We start from the raw sequence: 18,331 nt of genomic DNA, 5'->3' as shown, positions 1-18,331 counted from the left end.
GGCCCCGACCGGAGCGCGCGGCGGGCCCGATCCCCGCCCGCCGCGCCGGTCTCGCCCCAGCCGTGCCCGTCGCGCCGGTCTCGCGCCCCAGCCGTGCCCGCCGCGCCGGTCTCGCGCCCCCAGCTGCCCGCCCCAGCCGCCGACGGCACCCGGCGGGTGCCCGGTCAGTGGCCGTGCCAGGAACGCCACAGGGACGCGTAGACGCCGTCGCTGGCGACCAGGTCGTCGTGCCGGCCGATCTCGGTGATCCGGCCGTCCTCCAGCACCGCCACCCGGTCGGCGTCGTGCGCGGTGTTGAGCCGGTGCGCGATGGCGATCACCGTCCGGCCGGCCAGCACCGCACCGAGCGCCCGCTCGGTGCGCCGGGCGGTCGTCGGGTCCAGCGCGGCGGTCGCCTCGTCGAGGATCAGGATGTCCGGGTCGGCCAGGACGAGCCGGGCCAACGCCAACTGCTGGGCCTCGGCCGGGCCCAGGTCGCGCACCCCGGCCCCGAGCGGGGTGTCGAGGCCGTCCGGCAGATCGGCGTGCCAGTCGGCCCCCACCGCCGCCAGGGCGGCCCGCAACTGCGCGTCGGTGCCGCCCGGCGCGGCGAACACCAGGTTGTCCCGCAGCGTGCCGAGGAAGACGTGGTGCTCCTGGGTGACCAGGGCGATCCGGCGGCGGCGTTCGGCCGGGTCGAGGTCGGTGACCGCGACCCCGCCGAGGGTCACCATTCCCCGGGCGGGCACGTCGATGCCGGCGAGCAACCGGGCCAGGGTGGACTTGCCCGCCCCGGACGGGCCGACCACGGCCAGCCGTTCCCCCGCCGCGACCGTCAGGTCGATGCCGTGCAGCACCTGCGGGCCGCCCGCGTACCGGAACGTGGCCCCGCGCACCTGCACCATGCGCCCGGTGGGCAGGGCCGCCCGGCCCCGGGGCTCCGGCGGCACCTGCCCCACCCCGAGCACCCGGGCGTACGAGGCGACGCCGCGCTGCGCCTGCTCCACCCACAGCAGCAGCCGGTCCAGCGGGTCGATCGCCTGTTGCAGGTAGAGCGCGGCGGCGACCACCTCACCCAGGCTGACCCGTCCCCGCGACAGCAGCACACCCCCGGTGAGCAGCACGGCGGCGATCGGGAGCGGATAGCTGCCCTCCACCACCGGAAAGAACGCCGACCGCAGGGCGAGGGTGGCCCGTCGGGTGGTCCACACCGCGCCGATGCGGGCGGTGCCGTGGGCGACCCGGTCACGGCCCAGCCGCAACGCCTCGACGGTGCGGGCGCCCTCGGCGGTCGTGGTCAGCGCCTCGGTCAGCTCCGCCGTCGCCGCCCCCTCGGCCAGGTAGGCGGGGGTGGCCCGGCGCAGATACCGGTGGACCGCCAATCCGATCGACGGGAACCCGGCGAGCGCGACCAGGCCGAGCAGCGGGTCCAGCAGGAACACCGCGCCGAACAGCAGCGTCAACTGGGTGCCCGCGATGACCAGCACCGGCACCACGTCACGCAGCATGGTGCCCACCGTGGACACGTCCACCGAGCTGCGGGTGGCCAGGTCACCGGTGCCGGCGTGCTCGACCACCGAGACGGGCAGGCCGAGCAGGCGGGTCACGAAGTCCTCGCGCAGCCGCGCCACGGCCCGCTCACCGAACCGGTGCCCGGCGTACTGGGCGTAGCGGGCGAGCAGCCCCTGCACCAGCACGCAGCCCCCGATGGCCAGCGCCAGCCGGTCCACCGCGCCCGCCCCGGCCCCGGCGGTGACCTGGTCGACGATCCGCCCGATCAGCCACGGCGCGGCCAGCCCGGCGAGGGCGGCGGCGCTGTGCAACGCCAGCACCCCGACGACCGCCCACCGGTCACCGGCGAGCACGTCGCGGGCGGCCCGCCGGACCACCGCCGCACTCGCGACCGGGAGCTTCGTCATCGTCCGGCCCGCCCCACCGGCGTGTCGTCGGTGCCGCTGGTCCGCCAGACCAGCCGCCGGTAGTCCGGGTCGGCGGCCAGCAGCGCGGTGTGCGTCCCGGTGCCGGTGATCCGACCGTCGCGCAGGTGGGCGACCGTGTCGGCGTGCCCGAGCAGCACCGGTGAGGTGCTCAGCAGCACCGTCGTGCGGCCCGTACGGGCCAGCCGCAGGCGCTGCGCCACCCGGGCCTCGGTGTGTGCGTCCACCGCCGACGTCGGGTCGACCAGGATCAGCACCTCCGGGTCGGCGAGCAGGGCGCGGGCCAGCCGGACCCGCTGCCGCTGACCGCCGGAGAGGGTACGGGCCCGGTCGCCGACCGGGGCGTCGAGACCGTCGGGCAGCCCTTCGACGACGTCGCGGGCCGACGCCACGTGCAACGCCGCGTCGATCCGGGCGTCGTCGACGGTGCCCTGTGGACCGGCGAGGATCTGCCGCAGCGTCCCGGCGAAGAGGTACCCGTCGTGGTCGGCGACCAGGATGCGGGAGCGCACCTCGTCGAGGTCGACGGCCGTCAGCGGGACCCCGCCCCAGGTGACCGCGCCGGTGACGTACCGCCCCAGCCGGTCGGCCAGGGCCGCCGCGTCGCCCGGGTCGTCGGCGGCGACGCCGATCAACCGGCCCACCGGGACCGTCAGCCCGCTGTCGGGGTCGTGCAGCGGGGCCGGGCCGGCCGGGGCGGGACAGGTCGCCGGGCCGCCCACCGGGTCGGGGGCGAGCCGGAGCAGGTCGACGATCCGCCGGGCGGCGACCCGGCCCTGGATCAACTGGTAGCTGCCCTCCAGCAGGAACCAGACCGGCACGATGAGCACCGCCACGTAGCCGTAGACGGCCACCAGTTGCCCGACGGTGATCTCGCCCGCCGCGGCCGTGCGGGCGGCCAGCCACACCACCACGGCGAGGAACAGCCCGGGGATGACGGCGGTCAGCGCGTCGACCCAGCTGAGCACCGCACCGACCCGGTAGCCCTCGGCCCGCAGCCGTTGCGACCGGGCGGCGTACCGGCGGGCGAACAGGTGCCGGCCGCCCACCCCGGCGAGCACCCGCAGGCCGGCGACGATGTCGTCGGCCCGGGTGGTCAGCTCGCCCTGCTGTTGCCGGTAGACCGCCTCGGCCCGCTCCAGCCGGCGCAGCAGCGGGCCCACGACCAGCGCGATCACCGGCACCCCGAGCAGCGTCACCAGCGCCAGCACCGGGTCGATCGACCAGAGCACCACGGCCGCGACCGCGTACGCCAGTACCGCGCCCACCCCGGGGCCGGTCAGCGTGAGCACCTGCGAGGTGCGCACGATGTCGTACCCGCCGACGGTGGCGACGTCCCCGGCGGCGAGCCGGCGGGGCAGCACCGCCCCGACCCGGGCGAGTTGCCGCAGCAGCACGGCCGCCGAGCGGGCGCTGGCGTCCTCGCGGATGAACGTCATGGTCCGGTGCCGCATGATGCCCGCCCAGGCCAGCGCGGCCCCGGCGACGACGATCGCGGCGACCCAGCCGAGCAGCGCCCCGGTGTCGCCGGTGCGCAGCCCGTCGTCGACGGCACGGGCGACCAGGAACGGCCGCACCGACAACCCCACCATCCAGACCGTGCCGAACAGTGACCCGCGCAGCACCCGCCACGGTTGGCTGCGGACCAGCCACCAGATGTACCGCAGCGGCCCCGCCGTGTCCGGGGTGCCCGGGTCCGGGTGGGGCAGGCGTGGAGGCACCGACCCAGGCTAGTCACCGGCCGTCGGCCGCACCGGCCCGTACGCGGCCACGGCGCGGTGGCGTACACCTCAGTGCCCGGCGGGGTGGCGGCATTGACGCGGCGTACGGCGACCGGCAAGCTCCTGTGCTCGGATCGTCGGCGGGGGGTCGCCGGCCACGGCGGGGGAGGGGCGATGACGCGGCGGCCGGCAACCCGCTTGTCGTCGCTGCTCACCACGCTGCTCGTCGTCGGCACGGCGACGGTGGCCGTCCCCGACCCGGCGCGTGCGGCGGCACCGGCCACGGTGTGCCGGGTCCGCGACGGGCGGCTGACCGAGATCTCCGGCATGGTCGCCACCGACTCCGGGTTCGTGATGGTCAACGACGGCGCCGACGAGGCGTCCCGGCGGCGCATCTTCTTCCTCGACACCCGGTGTGCGGTGGTGCGCACGGTGGCCTACCCGTCGCGGCCCCGCGACACCGAGGACCTGGCGGTCGGCGCGGACGGCACGGTCTGGGTCGCCGACACCGGCGACAACGACCGGACCCGGTCGACGGTGGCGCTGTGGAAGCTCGCGCCCGGGGCCCGCCGGCCGGTGCTGCACCGCCTGGCGTACCCCGACGGGGCGCACGACGCGGAGGCGCTGCTGCTCGACGGGGCCGGCCGGCCGGTGCTGGTGACCAAGCAGGGCGGCAGCGCCGGCGTCTACCTGCCGGCCGGGCCGCTGCGGGCCGGCGCGACGGTGCCGTTGACGCTGGCCGGGCAGGTCCGGTTGCCACTCACCACGACCCCGAACCCGTACTCGTTCTTCGGCCGTCGGCTGGTCACCGGCGGGGCCGTCGCCCCGGACGGCCGCCGGGTCGTGCTGCGCACCTACGCCGACGCCTTCGAGTACGAGGTGACCGACGGCGACGTGGTGGCCGCGCTGACCGGCGGCACGCCCCGGACCGTGGCGCTGCCCGACGAGCCGCAGGGCGAGTCGGTCAGTTACAGCCGCGACGGCCGCTGGCTGCTCACCGTCTCCGAGACCGCCGGTCAGCCACCCGGCACCCGGCCGACGGTGCTGCGTTACGCCCGCCCGGCGGCCCCCACGCCGGCCGTGTCGTCCCCACCCGCCCCGACGGCGTCCGACGGAGCCCCGACAGCAGCGTCCAGTGGTGCCCCGACAGCAGCGTCCCCGGGCGCGACCGCCACCGCCGTTGCCCGGTCCGGCGTCGACGGGACCCGGTCGCTGCTGCTGGGGGTCGGGGTGATCGTCGCCGGCCTGCTGCTGGCGGCGCTGGTCGGGGTCGTCCGGGCGCGGCGGACCCGCCACTGAAGCGGGGGACGGCGACGGCCGGGTGTCCCGGTGAGGGATGCTGGACCCGTGCAGATCAGCATCCTCGGCCCGCTCGCCGTCGACGGCCGGCCGGTCCGGGGCGAACGGCTCGCCGCCGTGATCCGCACGCTGGTCGACGCGCGGGGCCGGGCGGTCTCCACCCCGTTGCTGGTGGACGCGGTGTGGGACGGCACGCCCCCGGACGACGCGACCGGCGCGGTACAGGCCCTGGTCTCCCGGGTACGCCGGCTCGGGCTGCCGGTGCTCGCGGTGCCGGGTGGCTACCGGTTGCCCGCCGAACAGGTCACCGTCGACGCGGTCCGGGCCCGGTCGCTGCTGGAGCGGGGCCGGGCCGCCCTGCGTGACGGTGCCGGGCCGGCCGCCCGGGACGCCGCCGACGCGGCCCGGGTGCTGTTCCCCGAGGTCCCGGCCTGGGACACCGAGGAGACCAGCCGGCTGTTCGCCGACGTCGTCGCGTTGCGCGCCGAGGCGGCGTTGACCGGCCCCGGCCCGTATGACGACAGTGACCTGCGGCGGCTCGTCGCGCGGACCCCGCCGGACGAGCCGTCGGCCGCCCTGCTGGTCCGGATGCTCGCCGCCCAGGGGCGCGACGCCGAGGCCCTGGAGGTGGTCGCGCGGTTGCGCACCGAACTGGCCGACCGCTACGGCACCGACCCGTCGCCGGTGATCAGCCAGGTCCACCTGGCGTTGCTGCGGGGTGAACTGACCGCCCCGACCGGCCCGGCGTCGCCGGTCACGTCGACCCGGACCGCCCTGCCGGCCGCGTGGCGGCGGCCGGCGACGGCGCTCGTCGGCCGGGAGCACGACGTCGAGGCGGTGGAGGTGGCGCTGACCGAGGCGGCGCTGGTGACCGTCGTGGCCACCGGTGGCGCGGGCAAGACCCGGCTCGCCGCCGAGGTGGTACGCCGGGCGGTGGCGGCCGGACGACCGGCCCGGGTGATCGAACTCGCCGGCCTGCGGGCCCCCGAGGAGGTGCTGCCCACCGTCCTGGCTGCTCTCGGCGGGGCGGACACCACGACGGCCGGCGGCCCCCTGGGTCTCGACCGGCGGGTGCTCACCCCGCAGGAGCGGCTGCGTGCCCTCGCGCCGGATCTCGACGGCCTGGTGGTGCTGGACAACTGTGAACATCTCCTGGATCCGGTGGCGGCCGTCGTCGCGGACCTGGTCGCGGTGTGCCCACCGGAGGTGACCGTGCTGGCGACCAGCCGGGCGCCGCTGGGTCTGGCCGGTGAACGGGTGCACCGCTTGGCCGTGCTGCCCGACGCCGATGCGGTGGCCCTGGTCGAGTCCCGGGCCCGCGCCGGTGGTGCGGTGCCCACCGGGGACACCGACCGCACGTTGGCGCTGTGTCACCGGCTGGACAACCTGCCGCTGGCCCTCGAACTGGCCGCGGCCCGGCTGCGGCACATGCCGATCGACGACGTGCTCGCCGGGCTGACCGACCGGTTCGCCCTGCTCGACGCCGCGCTGCGTGGCCTGCCGGAGCGGCACGCGAGCCTGTGGGCGATGGTCGACTGGAGCCGGGAACTCCTCGCCCCCGCCGACCGGGACCTGCTCCAGCGGGTCGCGGTGGTCCCCGCCCCGTTCACCGCCGACCTCGCCGCCGCCGTCGCCGGTGTCCCCGACGTCCGGCGTGGGCTGGCGCGGCTGGTCGAACAGTCCCTGCTGACCCTCGTCGAGGGCGACGGCCCACCCCGCTACCGGATGCTGGAGACCGTCCGCGAGTACGGCGAGGCCCGGCTCGACGCCGCCGGTGACCGCGCCACCGCCATGGCCGGCCTGGTCGGCTGGGCCCGGCGGCAGGCGACCGGGCTGCTCGACCGGTTCATCGGCCCCGACCAGCTCGACGCGTTCGCCAGGTGCGCCGCCGAGCAGGACAACCTCGTCGCCGGCCTGCGGTGGGCGCTCGGGCACGACGACGAACCGGCCGTGGTGGACATCGCCACCCCGCTGTTTCACCTGTGGGCGGTACGGGGCCTGCACCTGGAGGTCTCCGGCTGGTCCCGGGGCCTGCTGCACCTCGACGCCCCCGGGCGGCGACACGGCTCGGCGATCGTCTCCGGCCGCAGCGGCGGTCGGCCGTTGCCCGACGCCGACCGGCTGGCCTGGATGTGCCTGCTGGTGGTGGTCAACGCCGGCATCACCGGCCCGCTCCGGCTCGCCGTGCTCGCCCGCCGGGCCCTGCGCCGGCTGTTGACCGAGCGCCCCCGGGAGGTCTCCTCCCGGCACGCGGTGCTCGCCTCGGTGCTGCCGGCGTTCGACCATCTCGACCCGGAGTTGGCGCTGCCGGGCACCTTCACCCTGATCGAGCATCCCGACCCGTACGTGCAGGGCTTCGGCCTGTTCGCCCGCGCGGCGATCGGGGACAGCGGGGGTCTGCCGGCGGCCTCGGTGGCCGACGCCGAGCAGGCGTACCGTCGGTTCGAGACGGCCGGCGACCACTGGGGGATGGCGATGGCGGCGCAGGTCGTCGGGCACGGCCTGACTCCCACCGACGGCAGGTCCACCGAGTGGCTGGCGCGCGGCGTGCACCACATGGAGCTGATCGGCGCCACCCAGGACGTCCGCGCCGCCCAGGTGGTGCTGGACGTGCAGCTCGCGCTGCGCGGTGACCCGGCGGCCGAGCGGCGGTTGGTCGAGACGGCGACCCCCGGTCAGGGCGAGGAGGTGGAGACCGCGCAGGCGGGCCTGGGGTTGGCCCGCCTCGCCTGGCAGCGCGGGCGGCATGCCGAGGCGCTCGACCACGCCGACGCGGTGGTCCGCGCGCTGGCCGGCTGGACCGGCCCGCCACCGCAGCCCCGGGTCGTGCTGCGGGTCGCGGTGGCGGTGCTGCGCCTGCGGATCGCCGAGGTCTGGCCGGCCGCCCGGCGCGACGTCGACGCCCGCGCCACCGACCTGCTGGCCGCCGCCGGTGCGGAGGCGCTGTCGTCGCGGGACCTGCCGGTGATCGGGACCTGGGCGTTGGGTGGCGCCGAACTCGCCGCCTGGCGCGACGACGTCGGGACCGCCCGGGAGTTGTTCGCGCTCGGCACCCGGCTGGGCAGCAACTCGGCGGCGTTCTTCCCGTCGGGCATCGGGGAACGGCTCACCGCCGCCCTCGGTGACGAGGCGCGGCGGGAGCCGTTGCTGGCCGGGTGGCGGGCGCGGCCGGCCGCCGCGGCCGCCACCCGCATCGGCGAGCTGATGGACGACCTGCTCGGCCGGATCACACCCGCCGACGGTACGCCCGCAGCGCCAGTGGCATGAACACCGCCACGAAGCCGGCGCACCACAGCAGCGTCCACCACACGTGGTTGCCGACCGGGGTGCCGAGGAACAGTCCGCGCATCGCCGTCACCAGGTGGGTCAGCGGGTTCACCGTCACCACCGCCTGCATCCAGCCCGGCAGGGTGCCGGCGGCGACGAACACGTTGGACGCGAAGCTCAACGGCATGATCAGCGCGAACATCACCCCCTGCACCGCGCCCGGCGTGCGGACCTTCATCCCGACGTAGACCGGCAGCCAGCTCAGGCAGAGCGCGAACAGCACCGCGAGCAGGCACCCGGCGAGGGCCTGCACCGGGCCGGACTCGATCCGGAAGCCGAGCAGGTAGCCGATCGCCAGCGTCGACACGGTCACGATCACGTACCGCACCACGTCGCCGAACACCGCCCCGACCAGCGGTGCGGACCGGGGGACGGGCAGCGAACGGAACCGGTCGAAGATGCCCTTGGCGATGTCGGTGTTGAGGTTGACACCGATCGCGATGCACCCGGTGGCGATGGTCTGCGCCAGGATGCCCGGCAGCAGGTACTGGAGGTAGTCGTGGGTGGAGCCGGCGACCGCGCCACCGAAGACGTACACGAAGATGACCAGGAACAGCACCGGTTGCAGGGTGACGTCGATCAACGCCTCCGGGGTCCGCCAGGTCTTGATCAGGCTGCGTTTGGCCAGCGCCAGCGAGTGCCGCAGCAGGCGCAACGGCCGGGGCTGCGCCACGACCGTGGACAGCGTCGGCCCGGTGCGGGGCGGGGTGCCGGTCAGGGTGCTCATGCGGCGACCTCCGTACGGGTGGTGTCGTCGTCGGCCGCGGTGCGGCCGGTGAGGGTGAAGAAGACCTCGTCGAGGCTCGGCAGGTGCAGCGAGAGTTCGGTGACCGCGATGCCGGCGGCGGCCAGCCGGGCGACGCTCTCGGTCAGCGCGGAGTCGTCGGAGACCGGTACCGCGAGCACACCCCGGCGGATCTCGTCGGCGGGTGCGCCGGAGCCCACCCGGGACAGGATCGCCGCCGTCGGGGCCAGCTGTGCCGGGTCGGTCGGGCGTACCTCCAGGGTCTGTCCGCCGACGATCCGCTTGAGCCCGTCCGGGGTGTCGTGGGCGATGACGCGGCCGTGGTCGATCACCGTGATGGCGTCGGCCAGCGCGTCGGCCTCCTCCAGGTACTGCGTGGTGAGCAGCACGGTCGCCCCGTTGGTCACCAGCGACCGGACCACGTCCCACATGTCCTCGCGCTTGGCCGGGTCGAGGCCCGTCGTCGGCTCGTCCAGGAAGATCACGTCCGGTGAGCCGACCAGGCTGGCGGCCAGGTCCAGCCGGCGGCGCATCCCACCGGAGTAGGTCTTGGCCGGCCGGTTCGCGGCGGCGGTCAGGTCGAACCAGTCGAGCAGTTCGGCTGCCCGCCGTCGCGCGCCGGCCCGGCCGAGTTCCAGCAGCGTCCCGAACAGTTCCAGGTTCTGCCGCCCGGTCAGGTCCTCGTCGACCGAGGCGTACTGGCCGGTGAGGCCGATGGACTGCCGGACCCGCTCGGCCTGGCGTACCACGTCGAGGCCGTTGATCCGGGCGGTGCCGGCGTCCGGGGTCAGCAGCGTGGACAGGATGCGCACGGCGGTGGTCTTGCCGGCCCCGTTGGGGCCGAGCACCCCGAGCACGGTGCCCCGGGGCACGGCGAGGTCCACCCCCTGCAACGCCCGGGTGCGGCCGAAGGACTTGACCAGGCCCTCGGCCTCGATCATCAGTTCAGCTGTCATGCCGTGCAGCGTGCGCCGGTCGGCTGACACCGCGCCGACACGCCGCCGACACCGGCTGACATCCGCAGGCAGGGGGTGCTGCGGTGGCCCGGGGGATGCTGCGGTGGCCCGGGGGGATGGTGCGGTGGCCCCACCGCCGGCGGTGGGGCCGCGCGGTCGTCGGCGGGTCGGGTCAGCAGCGGACGATGGTCGAGTTGGTCAGGGTGATGTTGCTGATGGTCAGGTTGTCGGCGCAGGGGTTCTCCACGATCCGGTTGTTGACCAGGGTGAAGTTGCGCAGGGTGAGGTCCCGGTTGCCGGGGAACTCGGTGCGTTCGGCCAGCCGCACCTCGCCGCCGCCGCTGATGGTTCCGCCGTTGGTGGCCAGGCTCACCCCGTAGCAGTTCTCGATCAACACGGCGTTGTTGCCGGTGTTGGCGATGTCGACCCGGTCGATCGTCGCCCCGCCGGACTCGGAGACGCAGAAGACGCCCCGGCCGCCGCCCCGGGCCCGGACGGTGCCGACCCGGATGTTGGTCGGGTAGCTGTCGCCGATGCGGCCGTTGCGGTTGGCCATCCGGAACGCGGCGTACCCGGTGCCGGTGCCGGCGTTCTCGGCGTCCACGGTGGACACGGTGGCGTTGATGGTCTGGTTGAGCAGCAGGCCGGACTCGCCGACGTTGCGGGCGGTGACGGTGCCCACGGTCAGCCCGTCCACCCCGTACGTCTCCACGGCGTGCGAGCTGGCGCCCGAGACGTACACGTTGTCGATGCGCACGTTGCGGGTCCACTGGCTGGTGTCGCCCCGGTTGTCGACGCGGACGCCGAGGCCGGCGGAGAGCCGCATGTCGAGCTGCCCCAGCACGACGTTGGTGACGTTGCGCAGGAAGACCCCGTAGAGCGGGGTGCCGGTGAGGGTGAGGTGCTGCACCTCGACCTGGGTGGTGCCCCGGGAGTAGACGGGGGCCTGGTCCCCCGAGCCGGTGCCGGTGACGTTGATCGTCCCGCACACGTCGAGGGTGGTGTAGCTGGGCAGCGAGATGCGGGAGTTGGCGCTCATCGTGCCCGAGCCGCGCACCACCACCCGCTGTTTGCTGGTCCGCCCGGCGGTGAGGCTGTTCACCGCGGCCTGCACGGCGGCCCGCAGGTCGGTGCCGGTGTGCACGGTCGTGCCACCGTTGCGGACGGTCCAGGTGCCGCCGGCCAGCACCGCCTCGGCCTGGAACGCGCCGCTGCCGCAGTCGGCCGTGCCGCCCGGCCGGACGAGCTGCCACTGCTGGTTGGCCCCGTCGAGGTCCTGGTACTGGGAGATGGTCGCCCCGTCGGCGGTGGACCGTTCCCACACGTCGAGGGCCTTGCCGGAGTGCCGGTTGAGCAGCCGGACGTAACCGCCCGTGGAGTCGACGAGCCGGAAGTGCTGCCGGGTGTTGCCGCTGGCGGCCGGGTTCTGCACCAGGGCGGTGCCGTCGAGGGCGTTGGGCAGTTCGAGGACCTTGCCGCTGTGCGCCGAGCGGATCTGGTGGTAGCCGCTGCCGACGTCGACGAAGCGCCACCGCTGCACGGCGAGGTCGTTGCGGGTGTACTGCTTGACCGGTGCGCCGTCGGCGGTGGCCCAGTCGTACAGGTCCATCGCCTTGCCACTGTTGCGGTTGACGAGCACGTAGTCCGCGCCGGGGTCGACGGTGGCCGCCGAGGCGGCCGGTGGGGCGACGGTGGTGGCGGTGGCGACCAGGGCGAGGACGGTGACGGCCAGCAGGCCGGGTCGCCGGGGGCGGGATCTCCGGGTGGGGGTGACGGGTGGCATGGGGCTCCTTCTGCGGGGGTGCGGTGCCGGGACGGGCGGCCTCCGGCTGTACCGTATCGACAGAGGTGGATTCGGGCAATTGCCCGCCGATCAGTGCCGATCCGGGCAGGCCAGGACACCGTCCCGTCGGCCGAACGGGGGCACCCGTGCGGCCGTCGTGCCGACCGGCCCACCGGTGCCGGTGCGGTGCGGGGCGCTGTTATCGTCAGCGGCCGGGCGGCGACCGGGCCGCCCGCTCGTCTCCGGACAGGTGGTCGCCGTGACCCGGGCCCGTACGCTCGTCCCGCCCGTGCTGCTGGGCCTCGTCGTCGTGGCGCTGCTGCTGTCCGGCCTGCACCCTTACGACCGGCTCACCTGGCTGCTGGAGACGGTCTGGGTGATCGTCGGGGTGCCGGTGGTGCTACTGGTGTGGCGGCGGTTCCCGTTGACCACCCTGCTGTGCTGCCTGCTGGCGGCGCACGCGCTGATCCTCATTGTGGGCGGGCACTGGACCTACGCACGGGTCCCGTTGGGCGACTGGGTACGCGACGCGCTCGACCTCTCCCGCAACCCGTACGACCGGCTCGGGCACTTCGTGCAGGGCTTCGTCCCGGCGATCCTGGTCCGCGAGATCCTCGTCCGCCGGTCCCCGTTGCGGGGCAGCCGCTGGCTCGCCCCGCTGGTGGTCTGTGCCTGCCTGGCCTTCAGCGCCTTCTTCGAGATGATCGAGTGGTGGTCCTCGGTGGCCGGTGGCTCCGCCGCCGCCGACTTCCTCGGCACCCAGGGCGACGTCTGGGACACCCAGTGGGACATGTTCCTCGCGCTGGTCGGGGCGGTCACCTCGCTGACCCTGCTCAGCCGGTGGCACGACCGTCAGCTGCCGGCCGCGACGCCCGCCCGCCCGGCTCCTGCCGTCGCGGTGGGCTGACCGGCCGGGCGGCAGGTCACGGCCGGTCGGCCCAGTCGTCGAGGACGGTGGCGACGTCCAGCGGGTCCGCCGGGTCCGGTGCCGGTCGCGGCGCAGCGGCGGGCGTCCGGGCGAACCGGGGTGCCGGTGCCGGCTGCACCTCGCCGCCCACCGCGACGAAGGTGCCCCGGGCGGCGTTGTGCGGATGGCGGTGCGCCTCGGTGGGGGCGAGCACCGGCGCGACACAGGCGTCGAGGTCGGCGAAGACCGCCGTCCACTCGTCGCGGGTGCGTTCGGCGAACCGGGCGGTGAACCGGCGGCGCAGCTCCGGCCAGCCGTCCGGGTCGTGCTGGGCGGGCAGCGTCGGGTCGTCGGCCAGGCCCAGCCCGGTCAGCAGCGCGGCGTAGAACGCCGGCTCCAACGCGCCCACCGCCACGAACCGGTCGTCGGCGGTGCGGTAGGTGTCGTAGAACGGGGCGCCGCCGTCGAGCAGGTTGGCACCGCGGGGCGCGGACCACCGACCGTCGCCGAGCATCCCGTGCAGGAACGCGGTGAGCAGCGCCGACCCGTCGACCATCGCGGCGTCGACCACCTGCCCGAGGCCGGAGCGTTCCCGTTCCAGCAGCGCGGCCAGCACGCCGGTGGCGAGCAGCATCCCGCCCCCGGCGAAGTCGCCCAGCAGGTTCAGCGGGGCGTGCGGGCGTTCTCCGGGGCGGCCCAGCGGTTCCAGCGCGCCGGACAGCGCGATGTAGTCGATGTCGTGCCCGGCGCGGGCGGCCAGCGGACCGTCCTGACCCCAGCCGGTCAACCGGGCGTACACCAGGCGGGGGTTGCGGTCCCGGCAGGTCCGGGGCCCGAAACCGAGCCGCTCGGCCACCCCCGGCCGGTACGCCTCGACCAGCACGTCGGCCCGTTCGACCAGGCGCAGCAGGTCGGCCACCCCGGCGGGGGTCTTCAGGTCCAGGGTGGTGACCCGGCGGCCCCGGTGCAGCGGCCCGGTCGTCGGGGCGGCCAGTCGTCCCGGGGCGGGGCCGCCGGGCCGGTCGACGCGCACCACGTCCGCGCCGAGGTCGGCCAGCACCATGCAGCCGAACGGGGCCGGGGCCAGGCTCGCCAGCTCCACCACCCGCACCCCGGCCAGCGGCCCGGTGGCGTCGGGCCGGCGGTCAGAGGGCACGGGCGATCAGCTCCTTCATGATCTCGTTGGTGCCGCCGTAGATCTTCTGCACCCGGGCGTCGGCGTACATCCGGGCGATCGGGTACTCGGTGGTGTAGCCGTAGCCGCCGAACAGTTGCAGGCAACGGTCGACGACCTCGCACTGCCCCTCGGTGAGCCAGGCCTTCGCCATCGCCGCGGTGGCCACGTCCAGCTCGCCCCGGTCGTGCCGGGCGATGCAGTCGTCGAGGAAGACCCGGCTGACCCGGGTGCGGGTGGCGCACTCGGCCAGCACCATCCGGGTGTTCTGGTGGCCGATCAGCGGTTTGCCGAAGGCGGTGCGTTCCTTGACGTACGCGGTGGTCAGCTCCACCGCCCGCTGCATCGCCGCGACCGCCCCGATGCCGATGACCAGGCGTTCCTGGGGCAGTTGCCGCATCATCTGGCCGAAGCCGAGCCCTTCGGCGCCGCCGAGCAGGTGCGTCGTCGGCACCCGCAGGTCGTCGAAGAACAGCTCGGCGGTGTCGTTGCCGTGCAGCCCGATCTTGGACAGCAGCCGGCCCCGCCGGAACCCGGCCCGGTCGTCGGCGACCTCGCAGACCAGCAGGGAGATGCCGGCGGCCCGTTGCGTCGGGTCGGTCTTGACGGCCAGGATGAGCAGGTCCGCGAGGCCACCGTTGCTGATGAACGTCTTGGCCCCGGTGACCAGGTAGTCGTCGCCGTCGCGGACGGCCCGGGTCCGCATCGCCTGCAGGTCGGAGCCGCCGTCGGGTTCGGTCATCGCGATCGCCCCGACCAGTTCGCCGCGGCACAGGCCGGGCAGCCAGCGGCGCTTCTGTTCGGCACTGCCGTAGGCGACCAGGTAACCGGTGACGATGCCGCTGTGCACGCCGAGGCCGAGGGTGCTCTCCCCGACGTGCGTCTGCTCGTGCAGCAGGACCGCCTCGTGGGTGAAACCGCCGCCTCCGCCGCCGTACTCCTCGGGCACGGACAGGCCGAGCAGGCCCAGCTCGCCGGCACGCCGGTAGTGGTCGCGGTCCGGGTGGCCCTGCGCCAGCAGCCGTTCGGTGTGCGGCAGCACCTCCCGGGTGAAGAAGTCACGGGCCAGGTCGGCGAGGTCGTCGTGCTCGGGCGCGCGCCACGGTGGGGAGTAGTCGTGGAGTCCAGGCGTCGGCATGGATACACCCTCACGCCCTGTTGGCGGCGTGTCAACAATTCCTGATCATCGTCCGGTGGCCCGCCCGGTCTGCCCGAGCGGACCGGTGCCGCACCGGGTCGGGGAGACCGGCGCAGCCGCCGCCGCCCGGCTGACGGGACCCGTCGTCGGCCCGGGGTGTGTCGCGCCGACCTGCCGATAGGGTGCGGCGGGTGAGCGTTGACACGGAATCACGGCGACGGCGGCTGGAGCCCGACGCCCGGCGCGGGCAGATCCTCGCCTGCGCGGTGCGGCTGTTCGGCGCGCGCCCCTACGCCGACGTGTCCACCACCGACGTCGCCCGCGAGGCCGGGGTGGCCCGGGGCCTGATCAACCACTACTTCGGCACCAAGAAGCAGCTCTACCTGGAGGTCGTCCGGGTGATGGTGACCGTGCCCGGGGTGGCCGTCGAGCGACTGCCCGCCGGTGACCTGCGCACCCGGGTCGACGCCAGCGTCACCTGGTTCCTCGACGTGGTGTCCCGGCACCGCGATTCCTGGCTGGCCGCGGTGACCGCCGGGGGGATGGGCCACGACGCCGACGTCGCCCGGGTGCTCACCGAGGCCGAGGAGGTCGCGGCGGACAGCGTCCTGGTGGCGGTGGGGTTGGCCGACGTGACCGTCCGCCGGGCCGAACTGCGCGCCATGATCCGGGCGTACGGCGGGCTGGCCACCGCGACCGCCCGGGAGTGGCTCCAGCGGGGCGCGTTGGACCGTGACCAGGTGCACCTGCTGCTGACCGCCACCCTGCTGACCATCGTGGAGCAGGTCTATCCGGCGGTCGTCGGCCCGGCCGGGGCCTCTCAGGCGGGTGGAGCCGGATCGGGCCGTTGCACCGCCATCGGCACGGTGTCGAGCCGGGCCCAGTCCTGACTGATCCCGGCGGCGGTGCGCAGCAGGCGGGGCAGGTGCTCGTCGGTGAGCCGTTCCAGTGAGGTCTCGGCGGCGTGCACCGTGACGTTGAGCGCGGCCACCACCCGGCCGTCGCCGTCGCGTACCCCGGTGGCGATCGACCGGATGCCGGCGGCCAGGTCCTGGTCGGCCAGGGCCCAGCCGCGTGCCCGCACCTCACGCAGCTCCCGGTCCAGCTCGTCGCGGTCCGGCCGCCAGCGGGCGGTGATGCCGGAACGGCCGGGCACGGCCAGTACGGCGGTGAGTTCCGCCGGGGTGAGGGCGGCCAGCAGCACCTTGCCCATCGAGGTGGCCACGGCCGGGAACCGGGTGCCGATGGTCACCGCGAGCGTGACGATCTTGGGCACCGCGACCCGGGACACGTAGACGATGTCGCTGCCGTCGAGCTGGGCCAGCGACGTCGACTCGTCGGTCTCGGTCACCAGCTGTCGCATGTGCGGGCGGGCCACGTCCCAGATGCTCAACGAGTTGACGTAGGCCACGCCCAGCTCCAGCACCCGGGGGGTGAGCGCGAAGCCCCGGTCGGCGGTGCGGACGTAGCCCAACTCCTCCAGGGTGAGCAGGATGCGCCGCACGGTGGGGCGGGCCAGCCCGGTCACCGCCGCGATCTCGCTGAGGGTCATCGTCGGCTGGCCCGGACGGAAGCAGCGCAGCACGTCGAGGCCGCGCGCCAGCGCCTCGATGAAGTCGGTTCCGGCCTCGCGCCCCATGGAGTCCCTTCGCTGGCTGCCCCGCGCCCGGCGGGTGGTCACCGCCGGGCGCGTCGGATGGCTATTGTTTCCACTGCGCCGAGCCGGCGTCCCACTGGGTGTAGGTGTACGGGTTGTCCAGCACCGCAGTCTCGGGGACGTCCGGGTTCATCCCCTTCTCCCACGCGTCGGCGCCCATGGTGTCGGTGAGGTGTTCGACGGTGCGTCCGACGGCGGCGCGGGCGGCGGCGAGGTCGACGCCGACCAGCCGGTGCTCGTGCTTGACCAGCCGGCCGTCGATCAGCACGGTGTGCACGTCGCCGCGCTGGGCCTGGAACACCACGTGGCCGTAGGGGTGCAGGATCGGGAACATCACCGGGGAGTTGTCGTTCTTGATCAGCACCACGTCCGCCTTGCGGCCCGGGGTGAGGGCGCCGACGAGGTGGTCGAGGCCCAGGGCCCGGGCACCGCCCCGGGTGGCCCACTCCACCACCTGCTCGGCGCGCAGGTGGCAGTGGGTGACGGTCTCCTGTCGACCGTGCGCCTCGAGGTGTTCCCGGGACCGGTCGGCGCTCAGCGTGGCGCGCATCGCGGAGAACAGGTCCCCGCTCCACCAGACGCTCGTGTCCATGGACAGCGAGACCGGGATGTCGTGGTGCCGTAGCTGCCAGGTGGGCGGGTAGCCCTGGCCTGCGCTCTGCTCGCTCTCGGTGGACACCGAGACCGAGCCGCCGGTTGCCGCGATCCGGTGGTACGAGTCGCGGTTGAGGGTGGCGGCGTGCACGTAGACCGTCGAGTCGGTCATGAACCCGTGCTCGTGCATCAGCCGGATGCCGTCGTCGTTGGTGGCCCCCCACACCCCGGCGTGGGTGGTGACCGGCACCCCGAGGTCCCGGGCCACCTCGAAGGCGGCCCGCTCGGGGAAGGCCGGGTCGCCGGTGACGTCGAAGGCCATCTGGAAGCCGAGCCGGTCGCCGCGGCCGTGGATGCGGCGGGTGACGAAGTCGCGGAACTCGGGGGTGGTGGCCCACTCCCACGGACCCTGTTGCAGGTTGCCGTAGGCGAGCACGAACCGGCCCGGCACCGCCTCCAGGGCGTCGACGGCGGCATCGGCGTGCTGCGGGGTCTGCAGGCCGTGTGACCAGTCCACGGTGGTGGTGACGCCGGCGTCGACCGCTTCGATGGCGGCGAGCAGGTTGCCGGCGTAGACGTCCTCGGGGCGGAACAGCTTGCCGGACTCCAGGTAGTACCAGACGAAATACTGGGTCAGCGTCCAGTCGGCACCGTAGCCGCGCATCGCGGTCTGCCACATGTGCCGGTGGGTGTCGATCATGCCGGGCATGACGATGCCGCCGGCCGCGTCGATCTCCCAGGTGCCCTCCGGCACGGCCAGTTCCGCGCCGACGGCGGCGATCCGGTCGTCGATCACCAGCACGTCGGCGCGGGGGAGCACCGTGTGGGTGTCGTCCATGGTCAGCACCAGGCCGTTGCGGAAGACCACCGGCTGGCCTGCCGCCGGTGTCCGCCCCTCGTTCGCACTCATCGCCGCCACTTCCGTTCCGGGGTGCCTGCGGACGCTTGTCCGCTCTACGGTCAGATCAGGGTTTCGCCAGTGTGTTCCCGGTCACCGGCCATGTCAAGAGCACGTTACCGTCGTGTCTCCGGTTGCTTTCTAACGCGTGGACCTGGGAGTTTCCCGAGAATTTAGTCGAGGTGTTGACGTCTCATGGAGTCATCGGGAAACTGA

The 18,331-nt window shown here is 74.6% G+C and carries 13 protein-coding genes; 4 read left to right on the top strand and 9 right to left on the bottom strand.

What is annotated here, in order from left to right:
- Positions 1–164 precede the first annotated feature (164 nt).
- Together AB0K25_RS25645 and AB0K25_RS25640 are read right to left on the bottom strand one after the other, a co-directional pair.
- Complete coding sequence (locus AB0K25_RS25645; protein ID WP_363823138.1) at positions 165–1,898, bottom strand: ABC transporter ATP-binding protein; 1,734 nt, start codon at positions 1,896–1,898, stop codon at positions 165–167.
- A complete protein-coding gene (locus AB0K25_RS25640; RefSeq protein ID WP_363823179.1) occupies positions 1,895–3,541 on the bottom strand; it encodes an ABC transporter ATP-binding protein in 1,647 nt (548 codons plus the stop codon). The genes AB0K25_RS25645 and AB0K25_RS25640 overlap by 4 nt, the downstream gene beginning before the upstream one ends.
- Positions 3,542–3,811: 270 nt before the next feature.
- Here AB0K25_RS25640 and AB0K25_RS25635 point away from each other — a divergent pair, with 270 nt between their 5' ends.
- Positions 3,812–4,936, top strand: a complete 1,125-nt coding sequence (locus tag AB0K25_RS25635; RefSeq protein ID WP_357018612.1) for a hypothetical protein — start codon at positions 3,812–3,814, stop codon at positions 4,934–4,936.
- Positions 4,937–4,984: 48 nt separating this feature from the next.
- The gene (locus tag AB0K25_RS25630; RefSeq protein WP_357533493.1) at positions 4,985–8,203 is read left to right on the top strand and encodes a BTAD domain-containing putative transcriptional regulator; all 3,219 of its coding nucleotides are present in this window, start codon (positions 4,985–4,987) and stop codon (positions 8,201–8,203) included.
- Here the strand turns inward: AB0K25_RS25630 and AB0K25_RS25625 are convergent.
- The 3 genes from AB0K25_RS25625 to AB0K25_RS25615 all read right to left on the bottom strand — a co-directional run bounded on the left by AB0K25_RS25625 (position 8,163) and on the right by AB0K25_RS25615 (position 11,747).
- Complete coding sequence (locus tag AB0K25_RS25625; RefSeq protein ID WP_357533491.1) at positions 8,163–8,990, bottom strand: ABC transporter permease; 828 nt, start codon at positions 8,988–8,990, stop codon at positions 8,163–8,165. The two genes, AB0K25_RS25630 and AB0K25_RS25625, sit on opposite strands and share 41 nt — an antisense overlap.
- Positions 8,987–9,964 carry an ATP-binding cassette domain-containing protein gene (locus AB0K25_RS25620; protein WP_219461907.1) on the bottom strand — a complete coding sequence of 326 codons (978 nt, stop codon included), beginning with the start codon at positions 9,962–9,964 and terminating at the stop codon, positions 8,987–8,989. Before AB0K25_RS25620 ends, AB0K25_RS25625 begins: the two co-directional genes overlap by 4 nt.
- Positions 9,965–10,136: 172 nt before the next feature.
- Positions 10,137–11,747 carry an RICIN domain-containing protein gene (locus AB0K25_RS25615; protein WP_219461909.1) on the bottom strand — a complete coding sequence of 537 codons (1,611 nt, stop codon included), beginning with the start codon at positions 11,745–11,747 and terminating at the stop codon, positions 10,137–10,139.
- A gap of 259 nt (positions 11,748–12,006) precedes the next feature.
- Between AB0K25_RS25615 and AB0K25_RS25610 the strand changes: the two genes are divergently transcribed.
- Entirely contained in the window at positions 12,007–12,654 is a 648-nt protein-coding gene (locus tag AB0K25_RS25610; protein WP_219461912.1) for a DUF2238 domain-containing protein, read from the top strand.
- A 16-nt stretch (positions 12,655–12,670) separates the two neighbouring features.
- On the opposite strand, the gene AB0K25_RS25605 is transcribed toward AB0K25_RS25610, so the two are convergent.
- On the bottom strand, positions 12,671–13,810 hold the full coding sequence (locus AB0K25_RS25605) for a CaiB/BaiF CoA-transferase family protein (protein WP_357533486.1): 1,140 nt from the start codon (positions 13,808–13,810) through the stop codon (positions 12,671–12,673).
- Positions 13,800–14,966 (bottom strand): acyl-CoA dehydrogenase family protein, encoded by a 1,167-nt coding sequence (locus tag AB0K25_RS25600; protein ID WP_363823132.1) that lies wholly within the window; start codon positions 14,964–14,966, stop codon positions 13,800–13,802. Before AB0K25_RS25600 ends, AB0K25_RS25605 begins: the two co-directional genes overlap by 11 nt.
- A gap of 191 nt (positions 14,967–15,157) precedes the next feature.
- On the opposite strand from AB0K25_RS25600, the gene AB0K25_RS25595 reads away from it, so the two are divergent.
- Entirely contained in the window at positions 15,158–15,856 is a 699-nt protein-coding gene (locus tag AB0K25_RS25595) for a TetR/AcrR family transcriptional regulator (protein WP_357533484.1), read from the top strand.
- Here AB0K25_RS25595 and AB0K25_RS25590 read toward each other — a convergent pair.
- Together AB0K25_RS25590 and AB0K25_RS25585 are read right to left on the bottom strand one after the other, a co-directional pair.
- Positions 15,787–16,605, bottom strand: coding sequence for an IclR family transcriptional regulator C-terminal domain-containing protein (locus AB0K25_RS25590; protein WP_208565991.1), 819 nt, complete (start codon positions 16,603–16,605; stop codon positions 15,787–15,789). The genes AB0K25_RS25595 and AB0K25_RS25590 overlap by 70 nt on opposite strands.
- A gap of 61 nt (positions 16,606–16,666) precedes the next feature.
- Complete coding sequence (locus AB0K25_RS25585) at positions 16,667–18,127, bottom strand: amidohydrolase family protein (RefSeq protein WP_219461925.1); 1,461 nt, start codon at positions 18,125–18,127, stop codon at positions 16,667–16,669.
- Positions 18,128–18,331: the final 204 nt, after the last annotated feature.

This window comes from Micromonospora sp. NPDC049257 (assembly GCF_040678915.1).
Classification (GTDB): Bacteria; Actinomycetota; Actinomycetes; order Mycobacteriales; family Micromonosporaceae; genus Micromonospora; species Micromonospora antibiotica.
Note: the sequence above shows the minus strand (reverse complement) of the source record. Positions and strands in the feature narration are given on the sequence as shown.

Coding starts and splice junctions, on each gene's coding strand:
- AB0K25_RS25645 (WP_363823138.1), bottom strand. CDS start 1,898: ATGACGAAGCTCCCGGTCGCGAGTGCGGCGGTGGTCCGGCGGGCCGCC.
- AB0K25_RS25635 (WP_357018612.1), top strand. CDS start 3,812: ATGACGCGGCGGCCGGCAACCCGCTTGTCGTCGCTGCTCACCACGCTG.
- AB0K25_RS25625 (WP_357533491.1), bottom strand. CDS start 8,990: ATGAGCACCCTGACCGGCACCCCGCCCCGCACCGGGCCGACGCTGTCC.
- AB0K25_RS25620 (WP_219461907.1), bottom strand. CDS start 9,964: ATGACAGCTGAACTGATGATCGAGGCCGAGGGCCTGGTCAAGTCCTTC.
- AB0K25_RS25615 (WP_219461909.1), bottom strand. CDS start 11,747: ATGCCACCCGTCACCCCCACCCGGAGATCCCGCCCCCGGCGACCCGGC.
- AB0K25_RS25600 (WP_363823132.1), bottom strand. CDS start 14,966: ATGCCGACGCCTGGACTCCACGACTACTCCCCACCGTGGCGCGCGCCC.
- AB0K25_RS25590 (WP_208565991.1), bottom strand. CDS start 16,605: ATGGGGCGCGAGGCCGGAACCGACTTCATCGAGGCGCTGGCGCGCGGC.
- AB0K25_RS25585 (WP_219461925.1), bottom strand. CDS start 18,127: ATGAGTGCGAACGAGGGGCGGACACCGGCGGCAGGCCAGCCGGTGGTC.